This is a genomic window from Nocardia sp. NPDC058499 (genome assembly GCF_042719915.1).
GTDB lineage: Bacteria > Actinomycetota > Actinomycetes > Mycobacteriales > Mycobacteriaceae > Nocardia.
On record NZ_JBHXMZ010000006.1, the window covers coordinates 63,568 to 88,939 of the forward strand.

23 protein-coding genes and 1 riboswitch are annotated in these 25,372 nt (G+C 67.1%); of the genes, 19 read left to right on the forward strand and 4 right to left on the reverse strand.

Features of this window, described 5'->3' with window-relative positions; genetic code table 11:
* The first annotated feature begins 53 nt into the window (after window positions 1-53).
* The 12 genes from ACFWPH_RS19305 (at window position 54) to ACFWPH_RS19360 (ending at window position 12,765) form a co-directional block, all read left to right on the forward strand.
* Complete coding sequence (locus ACFWPH_RS19305) at window positions 54-1,427, forward strand: ABC transporter substrate-binding protein (RefSeq protein WP_378752818.1); 1,374 nt, start codon at window positions 54-56, stop codon at window positions 1,425-1,427.
* A 6-nt stretch (window positions 1,428-1,433) separates the two neighbouring features.
* The gene (locus ACFWPH_RS19310; RefSeq protein WP_378752820.1) at window positions 1,434-3,560 is read left to right on the forward strand and encodes an ABC transporter permease; all 2,127 of its coding nucleotides are present in this window, start codon (window positions 1,434-1,436) and stop codon (window positions 3,558-3,560) included.
* Window positions 3,538-4,251 carry an ABC transporter ATP-binding protein gene (locus ACFWPH_RS19315; protein WP_378752822.1) on the forward strand — a complete coding sequence of 238 codons (714 nt, stop codon included), beginning with the start codon at window positions 3,538-3,540 and terminating at the stop codon, window positions 4,249-4,251. Before ACFWPH_RS19310 ends, ACFWPH_RS19315 begins: the two co-directional genes overlap by 23 nt.
* Window positions 4,248-4,955 (forward strand): ABC transporter ATP-binding protein, encoded by a 708-nt coding sequence (locus tag ACFWPH_RS19320; RefSeq protein WP_378752824.1) that lies wholly within the window; start codon window positions 4,248-4,250, stop codon window positions 4,953-4,955. Before ACFWPH_RS19315 ends, ACFWPH_RS19320 begins: the two co-directional genes overlap by 4 nt.
* A complete protein-coding gene (locus ACFWPH_RS19325) occupies window positions 4,952-5,329 on the forward strand; it encodes a hypothetical protein (protein WP_378752826.1) in 378 nt (125 codons plus the stop codon). The genes ACFWPH_RS19320 and ACFWPH_RS19325 overlap by 4 nt, the downstream gene beginning before the upstream one ends.
* Window positions 5,330-5,473: 144 nt before the next feature.
* Window positions 5,474-6,640 (forward strand): acyl-CoA dehydrogenase family protein, encoded by a 1,167-nt coding sequence (locus tag ACFWPH_RS19330; RefSeq protein ID WP_378753516.1) that lies wholly within the window; start codon window positions 5,474-5,476, stop codon window positions 6,638-6,640.
* Entirely contained in the window at window positions 6,640-7,407 is a 768-nt protein-coding gene (locus ACFWPH_RS19335; protein WP_378752828.1) for an SDR family NAD(P)-dependent oxidoreductase, read from the forward strand. The genes ACFWPH_RS19330 and ACFWPH_RS19335 overlap by 1 nt, the downstream gene beginning before the upstream one ends.
* A complete protein-coding gene (locus ACFWPH_RS19340; RefSeq protein ID WP_378752830.1) occupies window positions 7,407-8,642 on the forward strand; it encodes a CaiB/BaiF CoA transferase family protein in 1,236 nt (411 codons plus the stop codon). The genes ACFWPH_RS19335 and ACFWPH_RS19340 overlap by 1 nt, the downstream gene beginning before the upstream one ends.
* A gap of 5 nt (window positions 8,643-8,647) precedes the next feature.
* A complete protein-coding gene (locus ACFWPH_RS19345) occupies window positions 8,648-9,493 on the forward strand; it encodes an enoyl-CoA hydratase/isomerase family protein (RefSeq protein ID WP_378753518.1) in 846 nt (281 codons plus the stop codon).
* Between the two features lie 234 nt (window positions 9,494-9,727).
* Window positions 9,728-10,891 (forward strand): thiolase family protein, encoded by a 1,164-nt coding sequence (locus tag ACFWPH_RS19350; protein WP_378752832.1) that lies wholly within the window; start codon window positions 9,728-9,730, stop codon window positions 10,889-10,891.
* Window positions 10,892-10,898: 7 nt separating this feature from the next.
* The gene (locus ACFWPH_RS19355; RefSeq protein ID WP_378752834.1) at window positions 10,899-12,047 is read left to right on the forward strand and encodes an acyl-CoA dehydrogenase family protein; all 1,149 of its coding nucleotides are present in this window, start codon (window positions 10,899-10,901) and stop codon (window positions 12,045-12,047) included.
* Window positions 12,048-12,141: 94 nt separating this feature from the next.
* On the forward strand, window positions 12,142-12,765 hold the full coding sequence (locus ACFWPH_RS19360) for a hypothetical protein (RefSeq protein ID WP_378752836.1): 624 nt from the start codon (window positions 12,142-12,144) through the stop codon (window positions 12,763-12,765).
* Window positions 12,766-12,920: 155 nt separating this feature from the next.
* On the opposite strand, the gene poxB is transcribed toward ACFWPH_RS19360, so the two are convergent.
* Window positions 12,921-14,660: a ubiquinone-dependent pyruvate dehydrogenase gene (poxB, locus tag ACFWPH_RS19365; RefSeq protein ID WP_378752837.1), complete on the reverse strand. Its 1,740-nt coding sequence runs from the start codon at window positions 14,658-14,660 to the stop codon at window positions 12,921-12,923.
* 291 nt (window positions 14,661-14,951) lie between these two features.
* Between poxB and ACFWPH_RS19370 the strand changes: the two genes are divergently transcribed.
* From ACFWPH_RS19370 to ACFWPH_RS19390, 5 genes are all read left to right on the forward strand, one after another.
* The gene (locus ACFWPH_RS19370) at window positions 14,952-16,199 is read left to right on the forward strand and encodes an ABC transporter substrate-binding protein (protein ID WP_378752839.1); all 1,248 of its coding nucleotides are present in this window, start codon (window positions 14,952-14,954) and stop codon (window positions 16,197-16,199) included.
* Window positions 16,200-16,218: 19 nt separating this feature from the next.
* On the forward strand, window positions 16,219-18,213 hold the full coding sequence (locus ACFWPH_RS19375; RefSeq protein WP_378752841.1) for an ABC transporter permease: 1,995 nt from the start codon (window positions 16,219-16,221) through the stop codon (window positions 18,211-18,213).
* Window positions 18,210-18,983, forward strand: coding sequence for an ABC transporter ATP-binding protein (locus ACFWPH_RS19380; RefSeq protein ID WP_378752843.1), 774 nt, complete (start codon window positions 18,210-18,212; stop codon window positions 18,981-18,983). The genes ACFWPH_RS19375 and ACFWPH_RS19380 overlap by 4 nt, the downstream gene beginning before the upstream one ends.
* Window positions 18,976-19,692: an ABC transporter ATP-binding protein gene (locus ACFWPH_RS19385; RefSeq protein ID WP_378752844.1), complete on the forward strand. Its 717-nt coding sequence runs from the start codon at window positions 18,976-18,978 to the stop codon at window positions 19,690-19,692. The genes ACFWPH_RS19380 and ACFWPH_RS19385 overlap by 8 nt, the downstream gene beginning before the upstream one ends.
* Before the next feature lie 305 nt (window positions 19,693-19,997).
* Entirely contained in the window at window positions 19,998-21,461 is a 1,464-nt protein-coding gene (locus ACFWPH_RS19390) for an adenylate/guanylate cyclase domain-containing protein (RefSeq protein WP_378753520.1), read from the forward strand.
* On the opposite strand, the gene ACFWPH_RS19395 is transcribed toward ACFWPH_RS19390, so the two are convergent.
* Window positions 21,434-21,883, reverse strand: coding sequence for a 6,7-dimethyl-8-ribityllumazine synthase (locus ACFWPH_RS19395; RefSeq protein ID WP_378752845.1), 450 nt, complete (start codon window positions 21,881-21,883; stop codon window positions 21,434-21,436). The genes ACFWPH_RS19390 and ACFWPH_RS19395 overlap by 28 nt on opposite strands.
* Before the next feature lie 75 nt (window positions 21,884-21,958).
* Window positions 21,959-22,117: riboswitch (FMN riboswitch) on the reverse strand.
* Window positions 22,118-22,337: 220 nt separating this feature from the next.
* Between ACFWPH_RS19395 and ACFWPH_RS19400 the strand changes: the two genes are divergently transcribed.
* Complete coding sequence (locus ACFWPH_RS19400) at window positions 22,338-23,234, forward strand: bile acid:sodium symporter family protein (protein ID WP_378752847.1); 897 nt, start codon at window positions 22,338-22,340, stop codon at window positions 23,232-23,234.
* Window positions 23,197-23,490 carry a hypothetical protein gene (locus ACFWPH_RS19405; protein WP_378752849.1) on the forward strand — a complete coding sequence of 98 codons (294 nt, stop codon included), beginning with the start codon at window positions 23,197-23,199 and terminating at the stop codon, window positions 23,488-23,490. The genes ACFWPH_RS19400 and ACFWPH_RS19405 overlap by 38 nt, the downstream gene beginning before the upstream one ends.
* Window positions 23,491-23,605: 115 nt before the next feature.
* Here the strand turns inward: ACFWPH_RS19405 and ACFWPH_RS19410 are convergent, their stop codons facing one another.
* Both ACFWPH_RS19410 and ACFWPH_RS19415 read right to left on the reverse strand, forming a co-directional pair.
* On the reverse strand, window positions 23,606-24,169 hold the full coding sequence (locus tag ACFWPH_RS19410; protein WP_378752851.1) for a dihydrofolate reductase family protein: 564 nt from the start codon (window positions 24,167-24,169) through the stop codon (window positions 23,606-23,608).
* Window positions 24,170-24,373: 204 nt separating this feature from the next.
* On the reverse strand, window positions 24,374-25,360 hold the full coding sequence (locus ACFWPH_RS19415) for a hypothetical protein (RefSeq protein ID WP_378752853.1): 987 nt from the start codon (window positions 25,358-25,360) through the stop codon (window positions 24,374-24,376).
* Window positions 25,361-25,372: the final 12 nt, after the last annotated feature.

Genomic DNA, 25,372 nt, shown 5'->3' on the forward strand with positions numbered 1-25,372 from the left:
CTCGCCCGGTCACGATCGGCTGGCCGATGGGGGTCAGCTCAGAAAGGACCATCGTGAGACCGAAGAGAACAGCCGCCGTCCTGATAGCGGTGGCGTTACTCGCCACCGCCGGCTGCTCAGGACGTAGTGGTAGCGAAACCGAGAATTCCTCTTCCGGCGACAAGGTCGTCGCCGATTTCGGCGACCTGACCGGTGTCTGCGGCGACGGTGACGCCTCGGGATCGCCCACGCAGGGAGTCACCGACAGCGAGATCACCGCCGGGGTCTTCACCGATGTCGGCTACTCCAAGAACCCCGAATTCGTCGACGCCGCGAAAGTGTTCACCTCCTGGTGCAACGCGGCCGGCGGGATCAACGGCCGCACCATCACCACCGAAATCCACGACTCGAAAGTGATGGCGGTCCGCCAGAAGATGGTGGAAGCCTGCCGCACCGATTTCGCGCTCGTCGGTGGTGGCGCCGGACTGGACGGGCTCGGGGTGAAGGAACGGCTGGAATGCACCCTGCCGGACTTCCCCGCGCAGATCTCCCAGCAGCCCAACCTCGGCACGGATCTGCAGGTGATCGCCTCGCAGAGCACCTACGCCCACTACGACCCCTACAACGCCTCGCGCCAGTGGCTGACCAAAGAGGCCTATCCGGAATCCGCCGGTGCGATCGGGATCATCAACGGCGATTCGCCGGTGACCAAGGTGCTCGGTGACAAGGCCGTCGAATCCCTGAACGCGATGGGCGCGAAGGTGGTCTACAACCAGCTGTATCCGGTGGGCGGGGTGACCGACTGGACACCCTACGCCCAGGCCATCAAGAACAGCGGGGTACGTGGCCTCATCTTCATCGGCGAGGACGGGCCGCTGGCCAAACTCGAGGAGAAACTGACCTCGATGGATTACAAGCTGGACTGGATCGACCCCACCAACAACGCTTTCCGGCCCGATTACATCGAACTACTGGGCCGCTCGGCCGGCTTCCAGAACAATATCGTGGATCTCGGCGGCGTGGTCCCGCCGCAGCTGGCCGACGAATCACCGGCCATGCAGCAACTGCAGAAGCTGTACGAGCAGTACGCACCGGACGCGGTGATCAGCCTGCCCGCGATCCGCGCGTTCTCGGCCTGGTTGCTGTTCGCGAAAGCCGCGAGTGCCTGCGGCTCCGAACTCACCCGCACCTGCGTGGTGGATACTGCGAAGAAGGAGACCGAGTGGACCGGTGGCGGGCTGCACAGCCCGAACGATCTGTCCGCGAAGGATCCGGCGCCGAACTGTTTCAACGTCATGCAGGCCACCCCCGAAGGCTGGAAGGCCCCCGAATTCGGCGCGAACGAGGGCCTGTTCCGCTGCGGTACCCCGCCCTACCGGTACACCGGTGACTACGGCGAGCCGATGACACTCGCCGATGTGGGCAAGACCATGGCGGACGTCAAGTAACCGACCATGGATCAATTCCTCGCCTTCGGGATCGTCGGGCTGAGCACCGCGGCCGTCTACGCCGTGATCGGCAGCGGTCTGGTGCTCACCCATACGACCACCGGAATCTTCAATTTCGCGCACGGCGCGGCCGGAATGATGGCGGCCTTCTCCTACTGGCAGCTCACCGCCGGCTGGGGTGTACCCGTACCGGTCGCGCTGGCGATCGTGCTGCTGGTGCTGGCGCCGCTGTCCGGGCTGCTCGTCGAACGGGCGCTGCGGGCCGTGCAGGGCTTGGGCGACGCGGAAAAACTGGTGATGACGGTCGCGCTGCTCAGCGGCCTCATCGCCACCGCGCGCTGGATCTGGGATCCGATGCAGGCGCGTACGCTACCCACCTTCTTCGCCGATACCGAACCGATCCGGCTCGGTGCCGCCACCGTCACCTGGCATCAGGCACTGACCATGCTGGTGGCGATCGCGGTCGCGGTGGCGCTGCGGGTACTGCTGTTCAACACCCGGACGGGTGCGGAGATGCGGGCCACCGTCGACGACCGGGCCCTGGCCGGGCTCACCGGCGCCGACCCGGTCCGCGCCAACCGGGTCGCCTGGATCCTGGGGATCGAATTGGCCGCGGTGGGCGGCATTCTCATCGCGCCCACGGTCTCGCTGGACGCGTCCACGCTCTCGCTGCTGATCGTCAGTGCCTACACCGCGGCGATTTTCGGGCGGTTGCGCAGCCTGCCCATGACCTTCCTCGGCGCGATCGTGGTGGGTCTGATGGAGAGCTACCTGACCGGGTACCTGCCGCAGAACGAATACCTGCCCGGCCTGCGGCTCGCGGCGCCCGCGCTGCTGTTGTTCGCGGCGCTGCTGCTGTTCCCGCACGGCCGATTGCGCGGCCGCGACCGCAAACTCAGCCCGGTACCCACACCGTCGCGCAGCGGTGCGCTGTTCTTCGCAGCGGTGATCGTGATCCTCGGCCTGATCGTCGCCACCACGCTCGGGGAAAGCGATCTCATCGCCTACGGGCCGATGTTCGCCTTCGGTGTCATCGCCTTGTCGTTCGTACCGCTGTCCGGGTATGCAGGACAGATTTCGCTGTGCCAGCTGAGCATGGCGGGTATCGGGGCGATCGCCTACGGGCAACTCGCCCCGGACGGTGAACTATGGGGTCTGTTCGCGGCCGTGGCGATCGCGGCGCTGGCCGGTACGTTGATCGCGATTCCGGCACTACGCCTGTCGGGTGTCTATCTGGCGCTGGGAACCGCCGCCTTCGCGGTGGTGCTCGATCGGTGGATCTTCACCCTCCCGTCCTTCGAGATCGCGGGTGTGGAGATCTCGTTCTTCGACCAGGGTTCGGTGGAGGTGTTCGGGCCGAACCTGTTCGGGCTGCGGCTCGATACCGCCGCGAGTATCACCGTTTTCGCTGCTGTCTGCCTGGCGGTGGCGACGCTCGGTGTGGCGGCCCTGCGACGCGGCCGGTTCGGCCGCCGGCTCATCGCATTGCGCGACAGTGAAGCCGCCTACGCCACCCTCGGCGGTAACCTGCTGCGCGCCAAGGTGGCGGTTTTCGCGCTGAGCGCCGGGCTGGCCGGGCTCGGTGGTGCCCTGTTCGGGATGCAGATGGGTTCGGTGACCCCCGAACAGTTCAATTTCGTGGCCGGTCTGCCGATCTTCCTGGTAGCGGTGTTCGCCGGGCTCGGGGCGCTGGGCAACGGCCTGTTCGTGGGTGTCGCACTCTATGGGCCGATGCTCGCGATCCCGGTGCTGTTCCCGTCGACCGAGAACCTCATCCACGTCCTTCCGGCGCTGGCCGGTATCGCCTTCGGCGGCGGTGTGGTGAGCCACGGTGCGGTCGCCCGTATCCGGGAGGGATTCGAGGCGGCGATCCGCAACCGGATGACGCTGGTGCTGATGGTCGCCGTACCGGTGACGCTGTGGCTGGTGCGGCTGGCCGGGGTGATCGACGGCTGGATGTTCTTCTGGGGCTCGTTCCTCGCGGTCTTCGCGATCCGCATCCGGTCGAACAACCGCGAACAGCGTGCCGACGCCGGAGAACCGGATGTGCCCGTCGAATGGTGGGGCGTGAAACGGCCGTGGCGGCCCGAGGACAAGGAGGTGCTCGATCATGCCATCACTGCTGGACGTTAGCGATATCACCGTCACCTTCGGTGGCCGGCGTGCCCTCGACGGCGCCGGACTACAGGCCGAAGCGGGCGAGGTCACCGGATTGATCGGGCCGAACGGGGCAGGCAAGAGCACGCTGTTCGACGTGATCTGCGGATTGCGGCGGCCCACGGGCGGGCGGGTCCGGTTGGCCGGCCGCGATATCACCCGGCTCGACCCGGCGCGGCGGGCTCGGCGCGGAATGGCGCGGACCTTCCAGCGGCTCGAACTGTTCGGCCGGCTCTCGGTCCGCGACAACCTGCTGGTCGCCGCGGAACTCGGCCCGCGGCGGCGCCAGGCGGACAAGGTCGTCGACGAGATCATCGACCGGCTGGGTCTCGGCGAACGCGCCGGCGATCTGGCCGATTCACTGCCCACCGGGCTGGCCCGGCTGGTCGAGGTCGGCCGCGCACTCGCGGTGCGGCCCACGCTGCTGCTGCTCGATGAACCCGCCGCCGGGCAGGACAGTGCGGAAACCGATCGCTTCGCCGAACTGCTGCGCTCGGTGGCCGCGGACGGCACCGCGGTGGTGCTGGTCGAGCACGATATGGGGTTGGTGATGAGCGTCTGCGACCAGGTCTACGTCCTCGACCTCGGCAGTGTGATCGCCAATGGATCGCCCGAGGTGATCCGCCGCGACGAACAGGTCCTGGCGGCCTATCTGGGGGACTCGTGACCGCACTACTGGAATTGACCGGAATTCGCGCCGCCTACGACGCGATCACCGTCCTGCACGGTGTCGACCTGAGTGTGCGGGCCGGCGAAGTGGTCGCGCTGCTGGGACCCAACGGCGCCGGTAAGACCACCACGCTGAAGGTGGCGGCCGGAGTACAGCCGATCGCCGACGGCGAACTACGGCTCGGCGGGCGCACGGTCAACGGAGTCGACCCCCGCGACCTCGCCCGCGCCGGTGTCTGCCTGATCCCCGAGGGCCGGGGCATCTTCCCCAACCTCACCGTCCGCGACAACCTGCTGATGATGTCGTTCACGGGCCGCCCGGTCGCCGAGATCGAAGATATCGCGTTCGCGCGGTTCCCGATCCTGGCGCAGCGGGCCGGGCAGACCGCGGGCACACTCTCCGGTGGCGAACAGCAGATGCTGGCACTGGCCCGCGGCCTGGCCACCGACCCGGCCGTACTGCTGCTCGACGAACTGTCCATGGGGCTCGCGCCACTGGTGGTGGAACGGCTGTACGAACAGGTCGCCGAAATCGCCCGCCAGGGCGTGGCGGTACTGATCGTCGAACAATTCGCCGCCGCGGTACTCGATATCGCCGATACCGCCGCGGTACTCGTCCGCGGCCGCATCGAACACCAGGGCCCGCCCGATCTCGGGCTCCGCAACCAATTGGCCACTCTCTACCTAGGAAGTTCCTCATGACCGAATCCACACGTGCGGACCGTTTCGTCGCCGAACTCGCGGAGCTGAAGATCCCCGATCCCGCCGCGGGCCGCGGTGGTCTGTGGCTGCGGGTCGGTGTCGCGTTGCTGATCCTCGGCCCGGTGGTGATCGTGCTGGGCTATCTGATGTCCAACAACACTTCCGACGCACTGGTGCAGCGCGACGCGATCATCATCGCGCTGGCCGGTGTCGCGCTGAGCATCGTGGGGGCGGCGCTCTTCCTGCGGTACTCGCTGACCGGAGTGCTGCGGTACTGGATGGCGCGGCAGTCGTATGACCTGGCCCAGCTCGCGGGCCGGCTGCCCGGTGGGCCGGACCAGGAACTCGGGGAGGTCGCAGTGCCACAGCGGTGAACGCCGGCATGGGCCTGCCCCGGGTCGGCGGCGACGAACCTTTGCCCAGGTGAGTCGATCTGAACGACGGCGGGGACCTGCTCGAATCCGAACGGTCCCCCGGCCGCACGGCGGCGAACGAGAGGAGTTGATGTGTCCGACGGTATGAGTTTCGAACTGTCCGAGGATCAGCGGCTGATCCGCGATTCGGTGGCCGAACTGGCCCGGAAATTCGACGATCAGTACTGGATGGAGAAGGACCGGGATCACCAGTTCCCCACCGAGTTCTATCGCGCCATCGCCGACGGCGGCTGGCTGGGTATCTGCATTCCCGAGGAGTACGGCGGTCACGGACTCGGAATCACCGAGGCCTCGATCCTGGCCGAACAGGTCTCCCGATCCGGTGGCGGGATGAACGCCGCCACCGCGATCCACCTGTCGCTCTTCGGTATGCAGCCGGTGATCGTGCACGGTTCGGAAGAACTGAAACAGCGCACCCTGCCGCGGGTCGCACGCGGTGAGCTGCATGTCTGCTTCGGCGTCACCGAACCGGGCGCCGGGCTGGACACCAGCCGGATCACCACCTTCGCCCGCCGCGACGGCGACCACTACGTGGTCAACGGCCGCAAAGTCTGGATCTCCAAAGCGCTGGAATCCGAGAAGATCCTGCTGCTCACCCGCACCCAGAAGTACGACGACGTCGAGAAGAAGACCAGCGGGATGACGCTGTTCCTCACCGATCTCGACCGCGACCACGTCGATATCCGGCCGATTCCGAAGATGGGCCGCAATGCGGTCTCGTCGAACGAACTGTTCATCGACGATCTGCGGATCCCGGTGGAAGACCGGGTCGGGGAGGAGGGCCGCGGGTTCGAATATCTGCTCGACGGCCTGAATCCCGAGCGGATGCTGATCGCGGCCGAAGCGCTCGGGATCGGGCGGGTCGCATTGGATCGCGCGGTGCGCTACGCCAACGAGCGCGAAGTTTTCGGGCGGCCCATCGGCAAGAATCAGGGAATCCAGTTCCCGCTGGCCGATTCGCTGGCCCGGCTGGACGCGGCCGAGTTGGTGCTGCGGAAAGCGACCTGGTTGTACGACCAGGGCAAACCCTGTGGCCGGGAGGCCAATACCGCCAAATATCTGTGCGCCGAAGCCGGTTTCGAAGCGGCGGACCGCGCCATGCAGACGCACGGCGGGATGGGGTATTCGGAGGAGTATCACATCTCCCGGTACTTCCGGGAGTCGCGCGTGATGCGGATCGCACCGATCAGTCAGGAAATGATCCTCAACTATCTGGGGTCGCACGTGTTGGGAATGCCGAGGAGTTACTGATGGCAGCGAAGAACGGACTATTCGATCTGACCGGCCGCGCGGCACTGGTCACCGGTGCCGCCGGCGGTATCGGTTCGGCCGTGGCGCGGGCACTGGCCGCGCACGGCGCGGCGGTGCTGGTCACCGATCTCGACGGTGCCGCGGCGGGAACGGTCGCGGAGAAGATCAGCGCCGACGGCGGGACCGCGCGGGCCTGCGCGCTGAATGTCGCGGACCCGGAATCCGCGGCCGCGGCCGCCGGGCAAACGGCCGAACTGGGCGGCGGGAGAATACATATCGTGGTGAACAATGCCGGGATCACCGCGCCGGCCATGTTCCCGAAAACGACCCCGGAATCGATGCGCAAGATCTTCGATGTGCACGTGCTGGGAACCTTCAACTGCAGTCAGGCCGCACTGCCGTATCTCGCCACGGACGGTACCGGGCGCATCATCAACGTCACCTCCTCCGCGGGGCTCACCGGGACATTGGGGCAGGTGAACTATTCCGCAGCCAAGGCCGGGATCATCGGGGTCACCAAATCGCTGGCCCGCGAACTGGCCCGCAAGAACATCCTGGTGAACGCGCTGGCTCCGCTGGCCGCCACGCCGATGACCGAAACCATCCGCACCGACGAGAAATTCGCGGAGCAGATGATCAACCGTATCCCGCTGCGCCGCTGGGCCGAACCCGACGAAGTGGCCGGGGCATTCGTGTTCCTGGCTTCCGATGCGGCGTCCTTCGTCACCGGCCAGGTGCTGCCGGTCGACGGCGGCATGGTGATGTGATGCCGGCCGCCGGTCCGCTGGCCGGGGTACTGGTGGTGGCGCTGGAACAGGCTGTTTCGGCGCCCATGTGCACCCGTACCCTCGCCGATTTCGGGGCCCGGGTGATCAAGGTGGAGAACCCGGTGGGCGGGGATTTCGCCCGGCACTACGACGATGTGGTGGCCGGGCAGGCCGCGCATTTCGTCTGGGTGAACCGCGGCAAGGAATCGGTGACCCTGGACCTGAAATCCGAACGCGGCCTGCAGATCCTGCACGAACTGCTGGCCCGCGCCGATGTACTGGTATCGAATCTCGCGCCCGGCGCCACCACGCGCCTCGGGTTGGCACCCGCCGCCCTCGCCGAACGGTATCCGCGGCTGATCGCCCTGGAAATCGACGGTTTCGGCGCCGGAGGACCGCTCTCGCACAAACGCGCCTACGATCTGCTCGTCCAAGCCGAGTCGGGGGTATGCGCGGTGACCGGCCGCCCCGGTGAACCCGCGAAACCGGGGCCACCCGTGGCCGATGTGACCACGGGACTGTATGCGGCGCTGTCGATTCTGGCGACCCTGTGCGGGCGCTACCGGGACACCGGCCCGGCCGGCGGCGCCATCAGCCTCAGCCTGTTCGACACCATGGCCGAGATGATGGGCTACCACTTGAACTACACCCGGCATTCCGGTGTCGAACAGCAGCCGCTCGGGATGAGTTCACCCGCGGTCGCCCCCTACGGCGCCCACGCCACCGGCGACGGGCAGACGGTCGTGCTGGGCACCACCAACGATCGCGAATGGCAACGGCTGGCGCGCGATATCCTCGGCCGCGCCGATCTGGCCGAGGACCCCCGGTTCGGCACGAACTCCGACCGGGTGCGCAACCGCCGCGACCTCGACGAAGCGATCGGCGCCTGGTGCGCCCGGCACACCCTCGCCGAGGTGCAGAAAGCCGCCGACGACGCCGGAATCGGCAACTCCCGCTACAACACCACCACCGATATCCTCGACCATCCGCAGCTCTCCGCTCGCGATCGCTGGCGCGATATCGACAGCCCGGGTGGACCGATCCCGGCGCTGCTGCCACCGGCCGTCGTGGACGGTTTCGAACCGCCGATGGGTGCGGTACCCGGTCTCGGCGAACACACCGACGCGGTCCTGCGGGAGCTGGGCCGGACAGCGGCGGACATCGCCGAACTGCGGGCGGCGCGGGTGATCGGTCCCGAATACGGTGCCGTGGCGGACGAACGGAATCGGTCGTGAACGCCGTGGGCAACGGTGCCGGTGAACTGCTCGTCGCAGATCGCGACGGTATCCGGACCGTCACCCTCAACCGGCCACACCGCAAGAACGCGATGACCTGGGCCATGTGGCGTGAGCTGGCGGACGTCCTGCGCGATACCGGCATGGACCGGTCGGTACGTGCCCTGGTGCTCACCGGCGCCGGCGGTGCCTTCTGCTCCGGTGCCGATATCTCGGTGCCCGATGCCCGGCACCCGATGGACAAAATGCGGATCTTCAGCGATCTGGCCCTGCAGCTGCACGAACTGCCGACCCCGACCGTCGCCATGGTGACCGGGGTGGCGGTCGGTGCCGGCTGGAACCTGGCACTGGGCTGCGATCTCGTAGTGGCCACCCCGGACGCGACTTTCGCGCAGATCTTCGCCCGGCGCGGCCTCTCGCTCGACCTGGGCGGTTCCTGGCTGCTGCCGAAACTGGTCGGGTTACAGCAGGCGAAACGCCTCGCCCTGCTGGCCGAAACCATCGACGCCGCCCGCGCCGAAGCACTCGGGCTGGTCACCTGGATCGTCCCCGCCGACGAGATCGACGGGTTCACCGAGGATCTCGCCGCCCGGCTGGCGGCTGGACCGCCGGTCGCGCTCGCCCAGACCAAGGCACTGCTCAACGAAGGTGCCGACGCGACGCTCCGGGAGGCGCTCGCCGGTGAATCCCGCGCTCAGGGCGTCAATTTCGCCACCGCCGACGCCCCCGAGGCCTATGCGGCCTTTGCCGAGAAACGCGCACCCGGGTTCACCGGCGCCTGGTCCCTGCCGCCCGCAGGGAACAGCGACGTAGGGGAAGCGAAGGCCGGCAGGGGTCGAGGGGATGAGTAGTTGCCGAGATGTGCCATTGCCTGCGGGAGACCTCCGGGTATCGCCGCCCGGTTGCGTGCCGGAGCAGGATTCACGATCAGCGGGCGGTACCGAGCTGTCCGGCCGGAGGTGCGGGCGTGCGGCTCGCCGGTTCGCGATGATGGGCAGCGGCGAACAAGCCGGTTGACAGGGATGTGTCGCCGGCGCGCAGGGTATGACAGCGACGGCAGGGACGTCTCGGAACGGAGTGGGTAGATGCGGGAAGTAGTGATCGCCGGTGCGGTGCGTACACCGGTCGGCAAACGGAAGGGCGGATTGTCCGCGATGCATGCCGCGGACCTGTCCGCGGTGGTGTTGCGGGAGTTGGTCGTGCGGACCGGGGTGAGTCCGCAGCTCATCGACGATGTCGTGTGGGGTTGTGTCTCCCAGGTCGGTGATCAGTCGAGCAATATCGGCCGGTACGCCGTCCTGGCGGCGGGGTGGCCGGAATCCATCCCGGGGACGACGGTGAACCGGGCGTGCGGGTCGAGTCAGCAGGCGCTGGACTTCGCCGCGCAGGCGGTGATGTCGGGGCAGCAGGATGTGGTCGTGGCCGGGGGCGTCGAGGTGATGAGCCGGGTCCCGCTCGGCGCCGCGCGGGCCACGGGTCAGCCGTACGGCCCGGCCGTGCTGTCGCGGTACGACGATTTCTCCTTCAACCAAGGCATATCCGCCGAACTGATCTCCGCGAAATGGGGATTCGGCCGCACTGTTGTCGACGAATACTCGGCGCGGTCACATGAACTGGCCGCCGCGGCTCAGGATCGTGGCGCGTTCGACGAGCAGATCGTCGAGGTCACAGCTGCGGCCGGCGAATTCACCGAGGGCGGTGTGGTCAGCGCCGATGAAGGGATCCGGCGCGGCACCAGCGCGGAGAAACTGGCGAACCTGCAGCCGGCGTTTCAGGACGACGGTGTCATCCACGCCGGTAACTCCTCGCAGATCTCCGACGGCGCCGCCGCCCTGCTGATCACCACGGCCGATCTGGCGACCCAGCTGGGTCTGCGCCCACTTGCCCGCTATCGTGCCGGCGCGGTGGCCGGTGCCGACCCGGTACTCATGCTCACCGGCCCGATTCCGGCCACCGAGAAGGTGCTGCGCAAGTCCGGCCTGGCACTCGCCGATATCGGGGCGTTCGAAGTGAACGAGGCATTCGCCCCCGTTCCGCTGGCCTGGCTCGCCGAAACGGGGGCCGACCCCGACCTCGTCAATCCGCTCGGCGGCGCGATCGCACTCGGCCATCCGCTCGGCGCCTCCGGTGCCGTGCTGATGACCCGGATGCTGCATCACATGCGCGACAACGGGATTCGCTACGGCCTGCAAACCATGTGTGAGGGCGGCGGTACGGCCAACGCCACCGTCGTGGAACTGATTACTTAGGAAGAATATGCGTCGCGATCTGTTCAGTCCCGACCACGAGGCCTTCCGGGACCTCGCGCGGGAGTTCATCGAAAAGGAAGTCGTCCCGAATTATCCCGCCTGGGAGAAACAGGGGCAGATGCCGCGTGAGGTGTTCCGACGGCTCGGCGGACTCGGATTGCTCGGCACGGCCCTCCCCGAGGAATACGGCGGTATGGGCACCCGGGACTACCGGTACAACGTGGTGCTGCAGGAGGAGGCGCAGCGGGCGCTGGTCACTCTCGGTACGGTTCGCACCCAGCTGGATGTGATCCTGCCGTATTTCCTCGAATATGCCGACCGCGATCAGCGGGCCCGCTGGTTCCCCGGCCTGGCCGACGGCAGCCTGCTCACCGCCATCGCCATGACCGAACCCGGCACCGGCTCCGACCTGGCCGGTATCCGCACCACCGCGGTCCGCGACGGCGACCACTACATCCTCAACGGTGCGAAAACCTTCATCACCGGCGGACTGCTCGCCGATCTGGTGATCGTGGTCGCGCGGACCGCTACCGACCCCGCGAACCGGCGCGCCGGGCTCACCCTGCTCGTCGTCGAAAACGGGATGCCCGGCTTCGAACGCGGCCGGGTACTGGACAAGATGGGCTGCAAGGTCCAGGACACGGTGGAGTTGTCGTTCACCGATGTACGGGTGCCGGTGGCCAACCGGCTGGGGGAGGAAGGCGTCGCCTTCGGCTATCTGGGCCACAATCTGCCGCAGGAACGGATGACGGTGGCCGTTGGGTCGGTGGCGCAGGCCCGGGCCGCGGTGGCCGCGACCATCGAATATGTGCGCGAACGCAAGGCTTTCGGGACTCCTGTGGCGTCGTTCCAGAACACCAAATTCGAGCTCGCCGCCATGTCCGCAGAGGTCGAGGCCGCGCAGACCATGGTGGACCGGGCGGTGCTGGATCTGGTGGACCGGCAGCTCTCGGGCGCGGACGCCGCCCGGGTGAAACTGTTCGCCACCGAAACGCAGGCCCGCATCGTGGACCGCTGCCTGCAATTGTTCGGCGGCTACGGCTACATGATGGAGTATCCGATCGCCCGGCTCTACACCGATGCCCGCGTGGCCCGCATCTACGCGGGTACCAGCGAGGTCATGAAAGTTATCATTGCCAAAGACCTCGGTTTGTGATGTATAGCACACTGGATATTTCGGTGAGATCCACATCACAGAGGCGTGTTCGACCCTACTGTTTCAGCAGTTGGTTTATCGAACGGAGTACCCGGTGATCGGTCCACGGGATGAGCAGGTCGATTGCCTCGTCGGCACCGAGTGCGGCGTCCGCGCGGGCCTACATCCGGTCGATCTCGTCCGCGCGCACGCCCGCCGCCACCCCCTGCGGCACCGGCTCGCGATCGTCGCACCGAATACCGTCGACGCGGTCCAGTACGCGGGCGGTTTCATCTTCGACCGGATGATGGGCGGCTGGGAAGTGGTCGCCGTCCTCACCGAACACGACGACGTCCGCCCCCTGGAGATCCTCGGCGCCACCGTCCTGGACCTGACCACCGCCCTCGCGTCCCCGGTGCACGCCACGTGGCCGGAGAGCGTCCTGCTGGCCCCTGACGTGTTCGTCACCAACGAATGGGTCCGCCGAGGGGCCATCGACTGCCTGGACAAGGGACTGTCCGAACTGGCGGTCTGGGGTGACGACCTACCCGACGAACTCACCTGCCGGGTTTCCTCGGCACACCACCGGTTGAGCACCGCCGCCCGGGCGTTCAAACGCTGCGCGCTCGGCGCGGCGGGGATCCCGGAGCGCGCGGACGAAGACCTCGAAACCTTCCATAGCGGCGAGGTGCTGCTGGCGGACCTGCGGGGTCGCCAGGCGCTGATCCGGGCGGTCTGACCCGCGGATCATCGCGGCTTCGGATCGGTTCGATCGAGGTCGTGGTTACAGCTGGTTCACTGTTGCGCGCCGGGGCAGAAATTCCCGGCGGCACACCGGCACACGGCCCGGGCATACGCCGGCTCGGGCCGGTTGCCGCTGCGTTCGCGTGTCGCCTAGTCGAGGATGCGCCGGGCGACGTTGGTGGTGACCAGGTCGAGCAGTTCGTCGCCCCGGCCGGCGAGGATGGTGCGGATGGCGTAGAGGGTGAAGCCCTTGGCCTGCTCCGTCGAGACGGCCGGTGGGATCGTCAATTCCTGCCGTGCCACGACGACATCGACGAGTGCGGGCCCGTCGTGGGCCAGCGCCTCCGCGATCGCGGGCTCCAGATCGCCCGGTTGTTCGACCCGGCGGCCCCATATTCCCATCGCGCGGGCGACGGCGCCGAAGTCGGGATTGTCCAGGCCGGTACCGAAGTTCACCACCCCGGCCGCTTTCATCTCCAGCTCCACGAAGTTCAGTGACGAGTTGTTGAACACGATCACCTTGACCGGTAGGTCGTTCTGCACCAGCGTGAGCAGCTCGCCGAACAGCATCGTCAATCCGCCGTCCCCGGCGAGGGCGATCACCTGCCGCCCGGGGTAGGCGGTCTGCGCACCGATCGCATGGGGCAGCGCGCAGGCCATCGTGCCGTGGGTGAACGAACCGGTCAGCCGTCGCTGCCCGTTCATAGTCAGGTAGCGCGCCGCCCAGGTCGTCGGCGACCCCACATCGAAGGTGAACACGGCGTCGTCGGTGGCCGACCGGTTCACCGCACCGGCAACGTATTCCGGCCGGATAGGGGTGCGGCCCCGATCGTCGACCGCGAGTTCGTCCAGCGATTTGCGGGTGCGCCGATAATGCCGCAGCGACCGGTCCAGGTGCGCCCGGTCGGTTTTCCGGGAGAGCAGCGGTAGTAGCGCCTCGGCGGTGTCCCGCACACTGCCCACCATGCCGACGTCGACCGGAGTGCGCCGCCCGAGGTGGCTGCCGCGGATATCGACCTGGATGACCGCGGCGTCTTCCGGATAGAACTGCGTATACGGGAAATCGGTACCCAGCATCAGCAGTACGTCGGCTTCTTTGATCGCCTTGTATCCCGAGGCGTATCCGAGCAACCCGGTCATTCCCACGTCGTACGGGTTGTCGTACTCCAGGTATTCCTTACCGCGGAATGCGTGCACGACCGGGGATTGCAGCGCAGCGGCCAACTCCATGACCTCGTCGTGGGCGCCCGCGGTCCCGGCCCCGCCGAGGATCGTCACCCGCGACCCGGTGTTCAGGATGTCGGCGGCCCGGCGCAGTGTGGTGTCGTCCGGCCGGTGGACCGACCGGGAGGGCAGTACCGGCCTGGTGCTCCATCGATCGTCGGACAGCCGGCTCTGGAATACCTCCCCAGGGATCACCACGACGGCGACGCCGCGTTCTTCCACGGCCGCCCGCATTGCCATCTCCACGATTCGTGGGGCCGATTGCGGGTTGCTGACGAGCTCGCAGTAGACGCTGCACTCGCGGAACAACTCTTCCGGGTGGGTTTCCTGGAAGTAGCCGGAGCCGATCTCGGCGATCGGGATATGCGCGGCGACGGCCAGCACCGGAACCCTGGTGCGTTGCGCGTCGTAGAGCCCGTTGATGAGGTGGAGGTTGCCGGGCCCGCAGCTCCCGGCGCAGACGGCGAGCCGGCCCGTGAGCGCGGCATCCGCTGTCGCGGCGAACGCGGCGGCCTCCTCGTGCCGGACGTGCTCCCAGGTGATAGTGCCGTCCGAGCGCCGTATCGCGTCGGTGAATCCGTTCAAGCTGTCACCGGGCAACCCGTACACGCGGCTGACTCCGCTGACCTGCAAGGCAGAGATCATGTGTTGAGCAACAGTCGCCATGGCGCGACCCTACGCGCGGCGAGCGTGATCATCGGTGAGGTCGCACCCGCGTATCGGAAAACAGGCGGCAATCCTTGTTATCCTTACTAGGATTAATGTAATGTGGGTCACGCTGCGGGCCCGGCTACTGAGGCCGGAAAGGCTTGGCAGCCAGGTGTTTTCCGCTGTCGTTCCCCGAGGGGATCGGTGTGTCCGTCGGTTCGTGATCCGGTCGGTCCGGCTGCGGCCGGTACACATGTTCACGCCCTGGGCAACATCCGGGAATCGGAAACGCGGCAATGTCGATGATGGATGGCAGACGTGAAGAAGTTCTTTCCGATGGGCGCGCTGGGAATCGCCGCGGTCCTTGTTCTTTCGGCATGTGGTGGTTCCGGTGGGGACACCGGACTCAGTGGGACCGAAGCCACCGGCGACCCGATCGTCGTCGGCGCGCAGGCGCCGCTGAAAGGTGCCACCGCGTATCCGCAGACCGGGTTCGGGATCGAGGCGGCCGAGTACTACATCAACGAGGTCCTCGGTGGTGTGCACGGCCGGCCCATCGAGGTCGATGTGTGCAGCGGCGACGGCAGCCCGGAAACATCGATCAACTGCGCGAACGGGTTCGTCTCGAAACAGGTTCCGCTGGTCATCGACGCGGTGGACCAGAGTATGGGCGCGGCGGTCCCGATCCTGGGGTCGGCGGATATCCCGATCATCGGCACCCTGGCCGGGTCCTTCCTGGCCGACCAGGCCGGCTACGGCAAAGCCTTCTATTTCACCGGCCCGGTATCGTTCGCTTCGCTGAGCAGTATGACGCTGTTCGATTCGAAGGGTAAGAAATCGGCGTCGCTGGCGGTCAACGAATCACCGACCAGCCATGCGTATGTGGACGACCTGATCAGGCCTATCGCCGACAATCTCGGCATCGAGATCAAGGTGCAGTATCCGCCTGCCGCGGGCGCGAACCTCAATGTCATCGCGGCCACCCAGGTCTCGGACGAACCGGATGTCGCCGGTGTGATCGCGCTCCCCGAAGATGCCTGCACGGATCTGTTCACGGCGCTGCGGCGGCAGGGGTTCGAGGGCATGATCCTGGCGGGCTCGTGTTCCCAGTTCATCGAGCAGATGGGTGCGCAGGGCGCGGGTATCGTGACCCAGCCGCGGCTGTGGGTCCCGCTCGCGAAGGATTCGGCGCCGCCGAAGGTCCAGGAAGAGCTCGACGTCTTCGAAAAATCCATGCAGGCAGTCGGGCACGGTGAGGAACTGTCGTCACGCTCGCTGTACACCTTCGCCGCGCTGGTGAATATCGCGAATATCCTCAACGCGGCGCCGGAAGGTGAGATCACGAAAGAGTCGGTGACCGCCACATTCGAGAAGGTCACCGATTTCGAATCGTTCGCGGGCCCGACCGTGACCTGCGACGGCAAACAATGGCCCGGTATCGCGACCACCTGCAACGCCCAGGCGATCTTCTTCGAGGTCCAGGACGACGGCACCCTCGCCCCGGTGGACGAGGCCGGCTACGTCGATCTGGACCTGGCCGCTTTACCGCAACCCTGATCGCCGGCGGAGTACCCCGATGGATACGTATCTGCAGTTCGTCGTGCTCGGTCTGGGGCTCGGCGCCGTCTACATCGGCCTCGCGAACGGCTTGCTGCTCGTCTATCGGGCGACCGGCATCATCAACTTCGCGCAAGGTGCCACCGCGATGTGGGGCGCGTATGTTTTCGCCCAGCTCGGCCGGGACGGCACGCTGGTGCTGCCGATCGGCAGCGTGCGCTTCCCGGAACCGCCCGCGATGTGGGTGGCCATATCGCTCGGACTGCTGTCGGCGGTCGCGGTCGGGGTGATCACGCACTATCTGGTTTTCCGCCCGGTGCGCCACGCCCCGGCGCTGGCGCAGGTGGTGGTCTCGGTCGCCTTGATGCTCACGATGCAGGCGCTGGTGGTGATCCGGTTCGGGCCGAACAATATTCCCGTCGACGAACTGATCCCGTCGGGTTCGCTGCACCTGTTCGGGACCCGCCTGTCCTCCGCCGAACTGATCATGGCGGCGCTCATGGTGGCCACATCGGTGCTGATCTGGGCATATTTCCGGTTCACCCGGCTAGGCGCGGCGACGCGCGCGGCGGCGGCGAACGAACGCGGCGCCACCTTGCTCGGCTTCGCCCCGGACCGGCTGGCGGCGATCGCCACTGTCGGAGCCGCAGTGGTCGGCACGCTCGGAGTGATGCTCGGCTCGAGCCTGACCGGACTCAATCCGCTGAACTACACACTCCTGGTCGTGCCGGCGCTGGCGGTGCTGCTGGTCGCCCGGATGGAATCGGTCGGGGTGATCGCGGTCGCCGCATTGGTTCTCGGCGCCTTCCAATCTCTGGTGAACCTTTTCACCGGCAAGGAGTGGTGGCCGGTGTGGGCGGCGTCGGGACTGGATCAGGTGGTGCCGTTCGTGGTGGTCATCGTGATCCTGCTCGTATTCGGCAGCCGGCTGCCGTCCCGCGGCGCACTGCAGACGCTCGAGTTGCCGGACGTCAGAATTCCGGCGTTCCGTCCTGTTCCGGCGGCCGCCCTGATCGTGGTCATGGGGGTCCTGCTGGCGGTGGCCTCGAACACCTACCGTTTCGGTCTCACCTACTCGGTGATCCTGATGCTGCTCGCACTGTCGTATGTGGTGGTCACCGGTTACCTGGGGCAGATCTCGCTGGCGCAGACCGCGTTCGCCGGCGCGGCGGGGTTCACCCTGTCCAAACTGACGACCGACTGGAATATGCCGATGGTGCTCGCGGTGCTGCTCAGTGCCCTGGTCGCGGCGTTCCTCGGGATGCTGGTCGCCCTACCGGCATTCCGGATCCGTGGGGCGCAACTCGCCATTGTCACCATCGCGGCCGCGCTGGCCATCGAGCGGTTCGTGTTCAACAACTACAGTCTGACGCCGGCCTCGGGGAATCCGATCGCGAACCCGACTCTGTTCGGGCTGAACCTCGGTGTCCGCGAGGGTAGTGAGATCGCCCGTCTGCCGTTCTCGTTGATGGTGCTCGCGATGGCCGCTGTCGTCGTCTGGGCTTTCCTCCGGATCGCTTCGGGCGATACCGGCCGTACATTCCTCGCGGTGCGGGCGAACGAACGTGCCGCCGCGTCGGTGGGTATTGATGTGCGGCGGACGAAGCTGCTCGGGTTCGGGCTCTCGGCATTCATCGCCGGCCTGGCCGGATGCCTGATCGGCTACAGCGCCGGTCAGCTGTCCGCCGAATCGTTCACGGTATTCGTGGGGCTGCAGCTGCTCGCCGTAGCCTACCTCGGTGGTATCACCTCCTTCAGCGGAGCTGCCATCGCCGGGATCCTCGGACCACTCGGAATCCTCTATGTGCTGGTACATGAGGTGCTCGAACTCGGCGACTACTACGCGCTGATCTCCGGTATCGCGCTGATCCTGACCGCCATCCTCAACCCGATCGGTATGGCGGGCGAGGCCGGGCGGGCCGCCGATCGGCTGCGGGCCCGCCGTAGACCTGTACGGCGCGCGGACAGGTCGCAGACCGCGGAGAAAACCGGAGAGGCGGTGGTTCGGGCATGACCGATCGAACCGGGACGGGGCTGGTGACGGAGAATCTGACCGTCCGATACGGGGGAGTGGTCGCGAACCACAATGTCTCCCTGACGGTGAAACCTCGGGAGATCGTGGGTCTTATCGGACCCAACGGCGCCGGTAAGACCTCGTTCGTCGACGCGATCACAGGATTCACCGGCTCCGCCGGCACCGTAACCCTCGACGGAGCCGAAATGACCCACCTCGCCCCGCACCGCAGACGCCGCGCGGGACTGGCCCGGACATGGCAGTCGGGTGAGCTGTTCGGAAATCTCAGCGTCGTCGAGAATGTCACGGCCGCACTACGTCCCGGTGGTTTCACGACGCTGCTGACCGATCTGTTCGGGAGGCGCCGTAACCGTGTCGACCCCGCCGTCACCGAGGCGCTGCGCGCGGTCGGCCTGGACGATATGGGCGCCACCGCGGCCCGGGACCTGTCACTGGGACAGCAGAAACTGGCAGGAGTCGCGCGGGCCCTGGTCGGCGACTGCCGTGTCCTGCTGCTGGACGAACCCGCCGCGGGGCTCGACAGTCAGGAGAGCGGCGATTTCGCCGAACGGATCCGCGGCGTCGCCGAGCGCGGTCCGGGTGTACTGCTGATCGACCACGACATATCGCTTGTGCTCGGGGTATGCGACCGGATCTACGTTATGGAATTCGGCCGCATCATCTTCTCGGGAACACCGGCCGAGGCGCGGGTGGATCCGGCCGTGGTCGCGGCCTACCTCGGCGCGCCGAAGGAGCAGGCAGATGTCTGATGCTGTGCTCGTCGCCCGCGAACTCGCCGCCGGATACAACGGAATACCCGCGGTGCAGGGGATCGATCTCACGGTATCCGCCGGTGAAGTGCTGACCCTGCTCGGCCCGAACGGTGCCGGCAAAACCACGACACTGCTCGCGCTCGCCGGACTGCTTCCCCTGATCAGCGGCCGGGCGTCGGTACTCGGTGCCCCGGTCGATCATCGGCGGCCTTACCGGACGGCTCGCCGGGGAATGCGCCTGGTCCCCGACGATCGCGGCCTTTTCCCGCCGTTGACGGTCCAGGAACATCTGCGTCTCGCCACACCGAAACCCGACCCGGCCCGGGAAAAGGCGGTACTCGAGCGATTCCCCGCGCTCGCGGAGTTGCGCCCGCGCAAGGCCGGGCTCCTGTCCGGTGGCGAACAACAGATGCTGGCCATCGCCGCGGCACTGGTTTCGCGTCCGAAAGTCCTCATGGTCGACGAGATGAGTCTGGGGCTGGCGCCGATGGTCGTCCAGAGCATCCTGCCCGCGCTCCGCGAACTGGCCCGCGCGGAAGGTATCGCGGTCTTGCTGGTGGAACAGCACGTGGACCTCGCGCTCGCCGTATCCGACCGCGCGATCGTGCTCAACCACGGCCGGGTGGTGCTGTCCGGCGAGGCCGGGCAATTGGTCACCGACCGCGAGAAGCTGACGGCGGCCTACTTCGACGGCGCCACCGCATAACGCGCCTCGAGCCCGGTCGGGTTCCGGGGCGCCGATCTGCCAACTGTTCGGCATTCGACCGTCCGGTCCCGCCGAGCAAAGGAATCGCTACGCCGGAAGATCGTGAGGGACGCCGAGGGCGTGGTATGCCTGACTCGGGTGCAGCGGTCTACCCGGCACTCGGTACGCGTGGATCCGGAAAGGGCGGGCAGAGCATGCCGCGGAGCAACGACCCACTCGCGGCGGCACCATGGGGGTCGCGGCTACTCGGGCGGGAGGAGGAAGCCGCGGGAATTCGGCGGCTTCGTATCCAACTGCTGTTGACAGTGCCGATTGTGCTGGCCAACCTGGCCGGTGTATTCGTATCGATCACGCTGATCGGTTTCGTGCTGCCCGGGCCGTCCGTGTTCACCGAGAAGATGGTCCTGATCGACGCGGTCGCGGCTCCGGTGTACGCGGCCGTCGCCGTCCTGATCGGTGTGTGGTGGGGGACCGCCCGGGGGCTGGGCGCACTGGGCTGGGCACTCGAACCCGAGACCGTGCCCACCGAGGAGCAGCAGGCAGCCGCTGCGGCGGTGCCGCGGCGGCTGGTGCGTATGCAGGCGTTGCTGTGGTTCGGGGGAGTGGTGGTGCTCACGCTGCTGGCCGGAGTCGCCGACCCCGGGTTGATCCCCAAGGTGGCGTTCGGCATCACGTTCAGCGCGATCGTGGTCTGTGCGAGTACGTATCTGATCATCGAGTTCGCGTTGCGTCCGGTGACCTCGCGGGTGCTGTCGGCGAGAAGCTCGCGCGCCCGCAGCGGAATCGGTGTCTTCGGGCGCTCGCTGTTGATGTGGCTGGTCGGTTCGGGTCTGCCGGTGGCGGGTCTGATGGTGGTGGCGGTGGTCGCCCTGACCACCGACGATGTGAGTATCACCCGGCTGGCGGTATGCGTACTGTCGCTCGGCGGTGCGGCCCTCGTGATCGGCTTCCTGCTGATGACCCAGACATTGGCCGCGACCGTCGCCCCGATCAGTGGTGTCCGCCGGGCGATGCGGGAGGTGGAGCGGGGCGAATTCGATCTCACGCTCGCGGTCTACGACGGCACCGAACTGGGTGAACTACAGAGCGGGTTCAACAATATGGTCGGCGGGCTTCGCGAACGCGAAGAGATCAGGGACCTGTTCGGCAGGCATGTCGGGCGCGAGGTCGCCAACGCCGCACTGGCCGGCAAGCCCGTGCTCGGTGGTGCCGAGGTCGAGGCCGCGGCACTGTTCATCGATATCGTCGGCTCCACCACCATGGCCGCGACCCTGACCGCACCCGAGATGGTCGCGATCCTCAACCGGTTCTTCGACGTGGTGGTGGACGAGGTGGAAAAGCACGGCGGCCTGCTCAACAAATTCGAAGGCGACGCGGCGCTGGCCGTGTTCGGCACACCCGCCCAGCTGTCCGACGCCGCGGGCGCGGCATTGGCATGTGGCCGCGCCATCCGCGCCAGGCTCGATACCGCCGGCACGGAATTCGAGGCGGCGATCGGTATCGCCGAGGGCCGGGTCGTCGCGGGTAATGTCGGCGCCCGGCAGCGCTACGAATTCACGGTGATCGGTGATGCCGTCAACGAAGCCGCCCGGCTCTGCGAACTGGCCAAACAGGATTCCCTGCTGCTCACCTCGGCCAAAACGGTCACCGCGGCAGCGGCCACCGAAGCCGGGCACTGGCAGCTCGGCGAATCGGTGACGCTGCGCGGCCGGCTCACCCCGACCCGGCTCGCCCGCCCCGTTCAGCGGGCTTCGACGGCATCCAGCTGAACCGTGGCCGCGATGGCAGCGGCCAGCTCCGCGCCCTTGGTCTCGAAATGCCGCGTGAAGTACGTCAGATGCTCGCTGTGCTCGTGGAAGTGATGCGGGGTCAGCACCGCCGAGAACACCGGGACATCGGCCTCGAGCTGGATCCGCATGAGCGCATCCACCACGGTCGAGGCAACGAAATCGTGCCGGTAGATACCGCCGTCGACCACCAGGGCGCAGCCGGCGAGCGCGGCGTACCGGCCGGTGGCGGCCAGCCGTTTGATACGCAGCGGGATCTCGAACGCCCCGGGCACTGCGATCACATCGACCTCGGTGAACCCGTGCCCGGCGAGCCCGGACCGGCAGGACTCCACCGCGCGATCGACGATATCGGCGTGCCAGCGCGCGGCGACGAGCGCGATGCGGTTCGAGGTGGGCGACATAATTACTCCTCTTCGCTATGTCACCCAGGGCATGGCAACGCGAACAGGAGCGGCCCGTGCCCGGGCACTCCGCTGCCGCGTTCTCTTTCATCCGGACTGTGACCGTCGGCTCCGGGATCGCACCGGAATCTGCTCGACCCACCACGAATGGTGGCGCTCGCGGGCTCGTGCCTCCGGATCGGCCCGGATGCCATTACCGCCGGTGGGGAGTTCCACCCCGCCCTGAGAACGTGTACAGCGCGGACTCTAACAATGCCCCGCGGTGGCGGCTACAGCACCCCTGGTGATCGCCTGTCTGCCCCGAGGTTCGTCGGCTTGCGCCGATGACGGCTATCGACAAAATATAAGGCGACCGTACTGATGATCGCCTCAGCACCGGGTACCGCTCCCGGTGCGAGGCCCAGGTCGATGCCGCCCGCGGCGCGGGTATGCCTCGGCCGTCGGAAGGACGCCCATGGGTTCCACCCTTTTCGCGGTGGCGTTGCCGCTCGCGCTCGGGATCGTGATGTTCGGCCTCGGGCTGACCTTGACGACCGACGACTTCACCAGGGTCGTCAAGTACCCGAAAACCGCGGTGATCGCGCTGGTCTGTCAGCTCGTCGTCCTGCCACTGATCTGTTTCGGCCTGATCCACCTGTTCGGAGTGGACGGGGTGCTCGCGGTCGGAATGATGCTGCTGGTGGCGTCGCCCGGCGGCACCTCGGCGAACCTGTTCAGCCATATAGCCGGCGGTAACGTCGCCCTGAACATCACGCTGACGGCGATCAACTCCGTGCTCGCCGTGATCACGTTGCCCCTCGTGGTCGCCGTCTCCTATGCGGTGTTCCTGGACGACAGCGCGGCGATCGACTTCCATCCCGCGAAGTTCGTTCAGGTCTTCGCCCTGGTCCTGGTTCCGGTGGCGGTGGGTATGTGGGTGCGCCGGCGCTACCCGGATTGGTCGGGCCGGCGGCAGTCCACGGTGAAAATCGCGGCCGCCGGTGTACTCGTGTTCGTCGTGGCCGCCGCACTGCTCTCCGAATTCGATACCGTCACCGATCATTTCGGCGATCTGGGCCTGATCGCCCTGCTTCTGTGTGTCTGCAGCCTGCTCGTCGGCTATCTGGTGCCCCGGGCCTTCGGTGTGGAACCCGCCGACGCCGTGGCCGCCGGAATGGAGATCGGCGTGCACAATGCCGCGCTGGCCATCACGATCGCGACCACAGTGCTCGGCAACGAAACGATGGCCGTTCCGGCCGGCCTGTACGGATTCCTCATGAACATTCCCGCGTCGATCGCCGCTGTCCTGTTCGCCAGATCCCACCGTGCCCGCCGTGCCTCGGTGCCTGCTGGGGTCGCGCCTCCTCGATAGGCTCGTATCCGAGTTCACGGTCCGCACTCCCCATCCGCCGGTCCTGGTCGGCGGCGCCGGCCCGACCATCGTCGACCGCGTTTTCGACTTCGGCGACGGCTGGATGCCTCTCTACGGCCGCGGCACCGACAACCTACCGGCCCGGATCACCGAGCTGCGCGAACGTGCGGACCGGCCACTGCAGGTCACTATGTTCGGTGTCCCACCCGAACCCGAAAGCCTGCGCCGCCTCGACCAGCTGGCCGGATTGATCTGATCCCCGCAAATACGACGGCGCCGGGTCGACGACCTTCGGCGCCGTCCAGTGTGGGCCGCCGCTGAGCGGGGCACGTCCTCCGGGCGGTTGCCGCGCCGGCGGCCGATGTGGACTATCAGCGCTTTTTCGGGCGGTAGGCGCGGCCGAAACTGCGCGGGCTGTGGTCGTAGATTTCGACCAGTTCCCAGTCGATCCGGCGCCCGCCGGGGACATCGAAGATCCGGGTGCCGTCGCCGAGGAAGACCGGGGCGACGAAAACCTGCAACTCGTCGATGAGATCGTGTTCGAGTGCCTGGCGGGCGATATCGGCGCTGATGATCTGGATATCCCGGTCGCCGGCGATATCCTGGGCGCGGCGGATGGCTTCCCCGATATCGCAGTTCATGGCGACGACCGACGGATCATCGGCCAGCTCTTCCGGGCGGTGAGTGAGGATGAATTCGGTTCCCGACCATGCACCGCCGTATGCCGCGGATGTCAACTCGTCGCGTTCATCGCGCTGGGCGATCGCCGCGTCGTAGCCGGCCCGGCCCGAGATGATCACACCGACTTCAGCGGCCAGTCGCTCCGTGGTGCCGGCGCTGGACGGTTCGGTTTCGGAGAGCCAGCTCATATCGTGCCCGGGTCCGGCGATGAATCCGTCGATCGAACAAGTGAATCCCCAGGTGACCTTGCCCATATCAGCTCCTTCGCGTCGCACCGGCTGGGCGCGGCGGCGGTCGAGGTGCGCGCCGCCGGTTCGGGAGGCCGGCGGCCTTCCTCTCGTTCGGACGAGACAATGAAGCCGAATTCATCGGTCTGCACCGGGCCAGATATGGGCCCTGCGGCGAGCCGGAATTCGTAGTGGAGGGTCCGGTGCGGAGACGAAGCCCACTGGGCCTTGCTATCTGGTTGTGCTGGCGCGAGAGAAGTGGCCGCCAGAATTTCTATGCCACAGTGCGATGACCGCGGCCAGACCCAGGCCGACGATGCCGATATTGAGCACCGAGACCGTGACCGAGAGCCCGATACCGGTCAGCAGCGCAACCGCTGTGAGTCCGGTGAAGGCCACCAGGTTGATGGCGAAGAAGATCGTGCCGCTGATCCGCGCCCAGCCCTTACCTGCCCTGCACTGCGCGGCGATCCAGAGCCACAACCCGGCCTGGATGGCCGTTGTCGCTACCGTGGCGATTATGTCTTCCAGGAAAACGGGGCTGCTCCCGGAGTCGCCGAGTCCTGTGCCGGGTTCGCCGGGGGCTTCCAGCACAGCGGTGTCGTCGACGAATCCGACCACTGCGATGAGGACAGTGAGTGCCGCGCCCGCCTGCATCAGGCGGACTGCCCTCCGCACCGTCCGCGGAATTGTTTCGGGCGACGGATACGTCGGATGGTTGCCGGCTACCGGCCACGAACCAGGCGCGTTCCCGCGTACCGGCGCAATCGCAGCGAAATGATCGGTCGAGTTCGGATGCCATAGTGCGATCACCGCACCGAGGCCGAGCCCGACCAGGACGGTGTTCGCGGCGATACGTGCCGCGGGAGACCCATCGATTCCCATGACCGGAACCGAGGTGGTGAGCAGGGCGATCAGAACGAGTCCGGCGATGAAAAGGACGGCGACGAGCGCGAACAACACCGTTGCGGTGATTCGGGCCCATTTCTTGCCCGCTTCACTGGCCAGTGCGATCCAGATCCACAGTCCCGCCTGGGCTATGGCCGAGAGGACGCTGAACAGCAGGGCTATCGGATCCTGGGCGAGGTGGCTGTCGAAGAAACCGAGCCCGGCCCATAAGAGTGTGACCAGGGCGCCGGCCAGCATGAAGTAGACCGCTGTCCGCACAGTCGCCGGCGCTGTGCGCGCTTCGGCGTGCGGCCGCATCGATTCGGGCACTGTCGTCGTCCC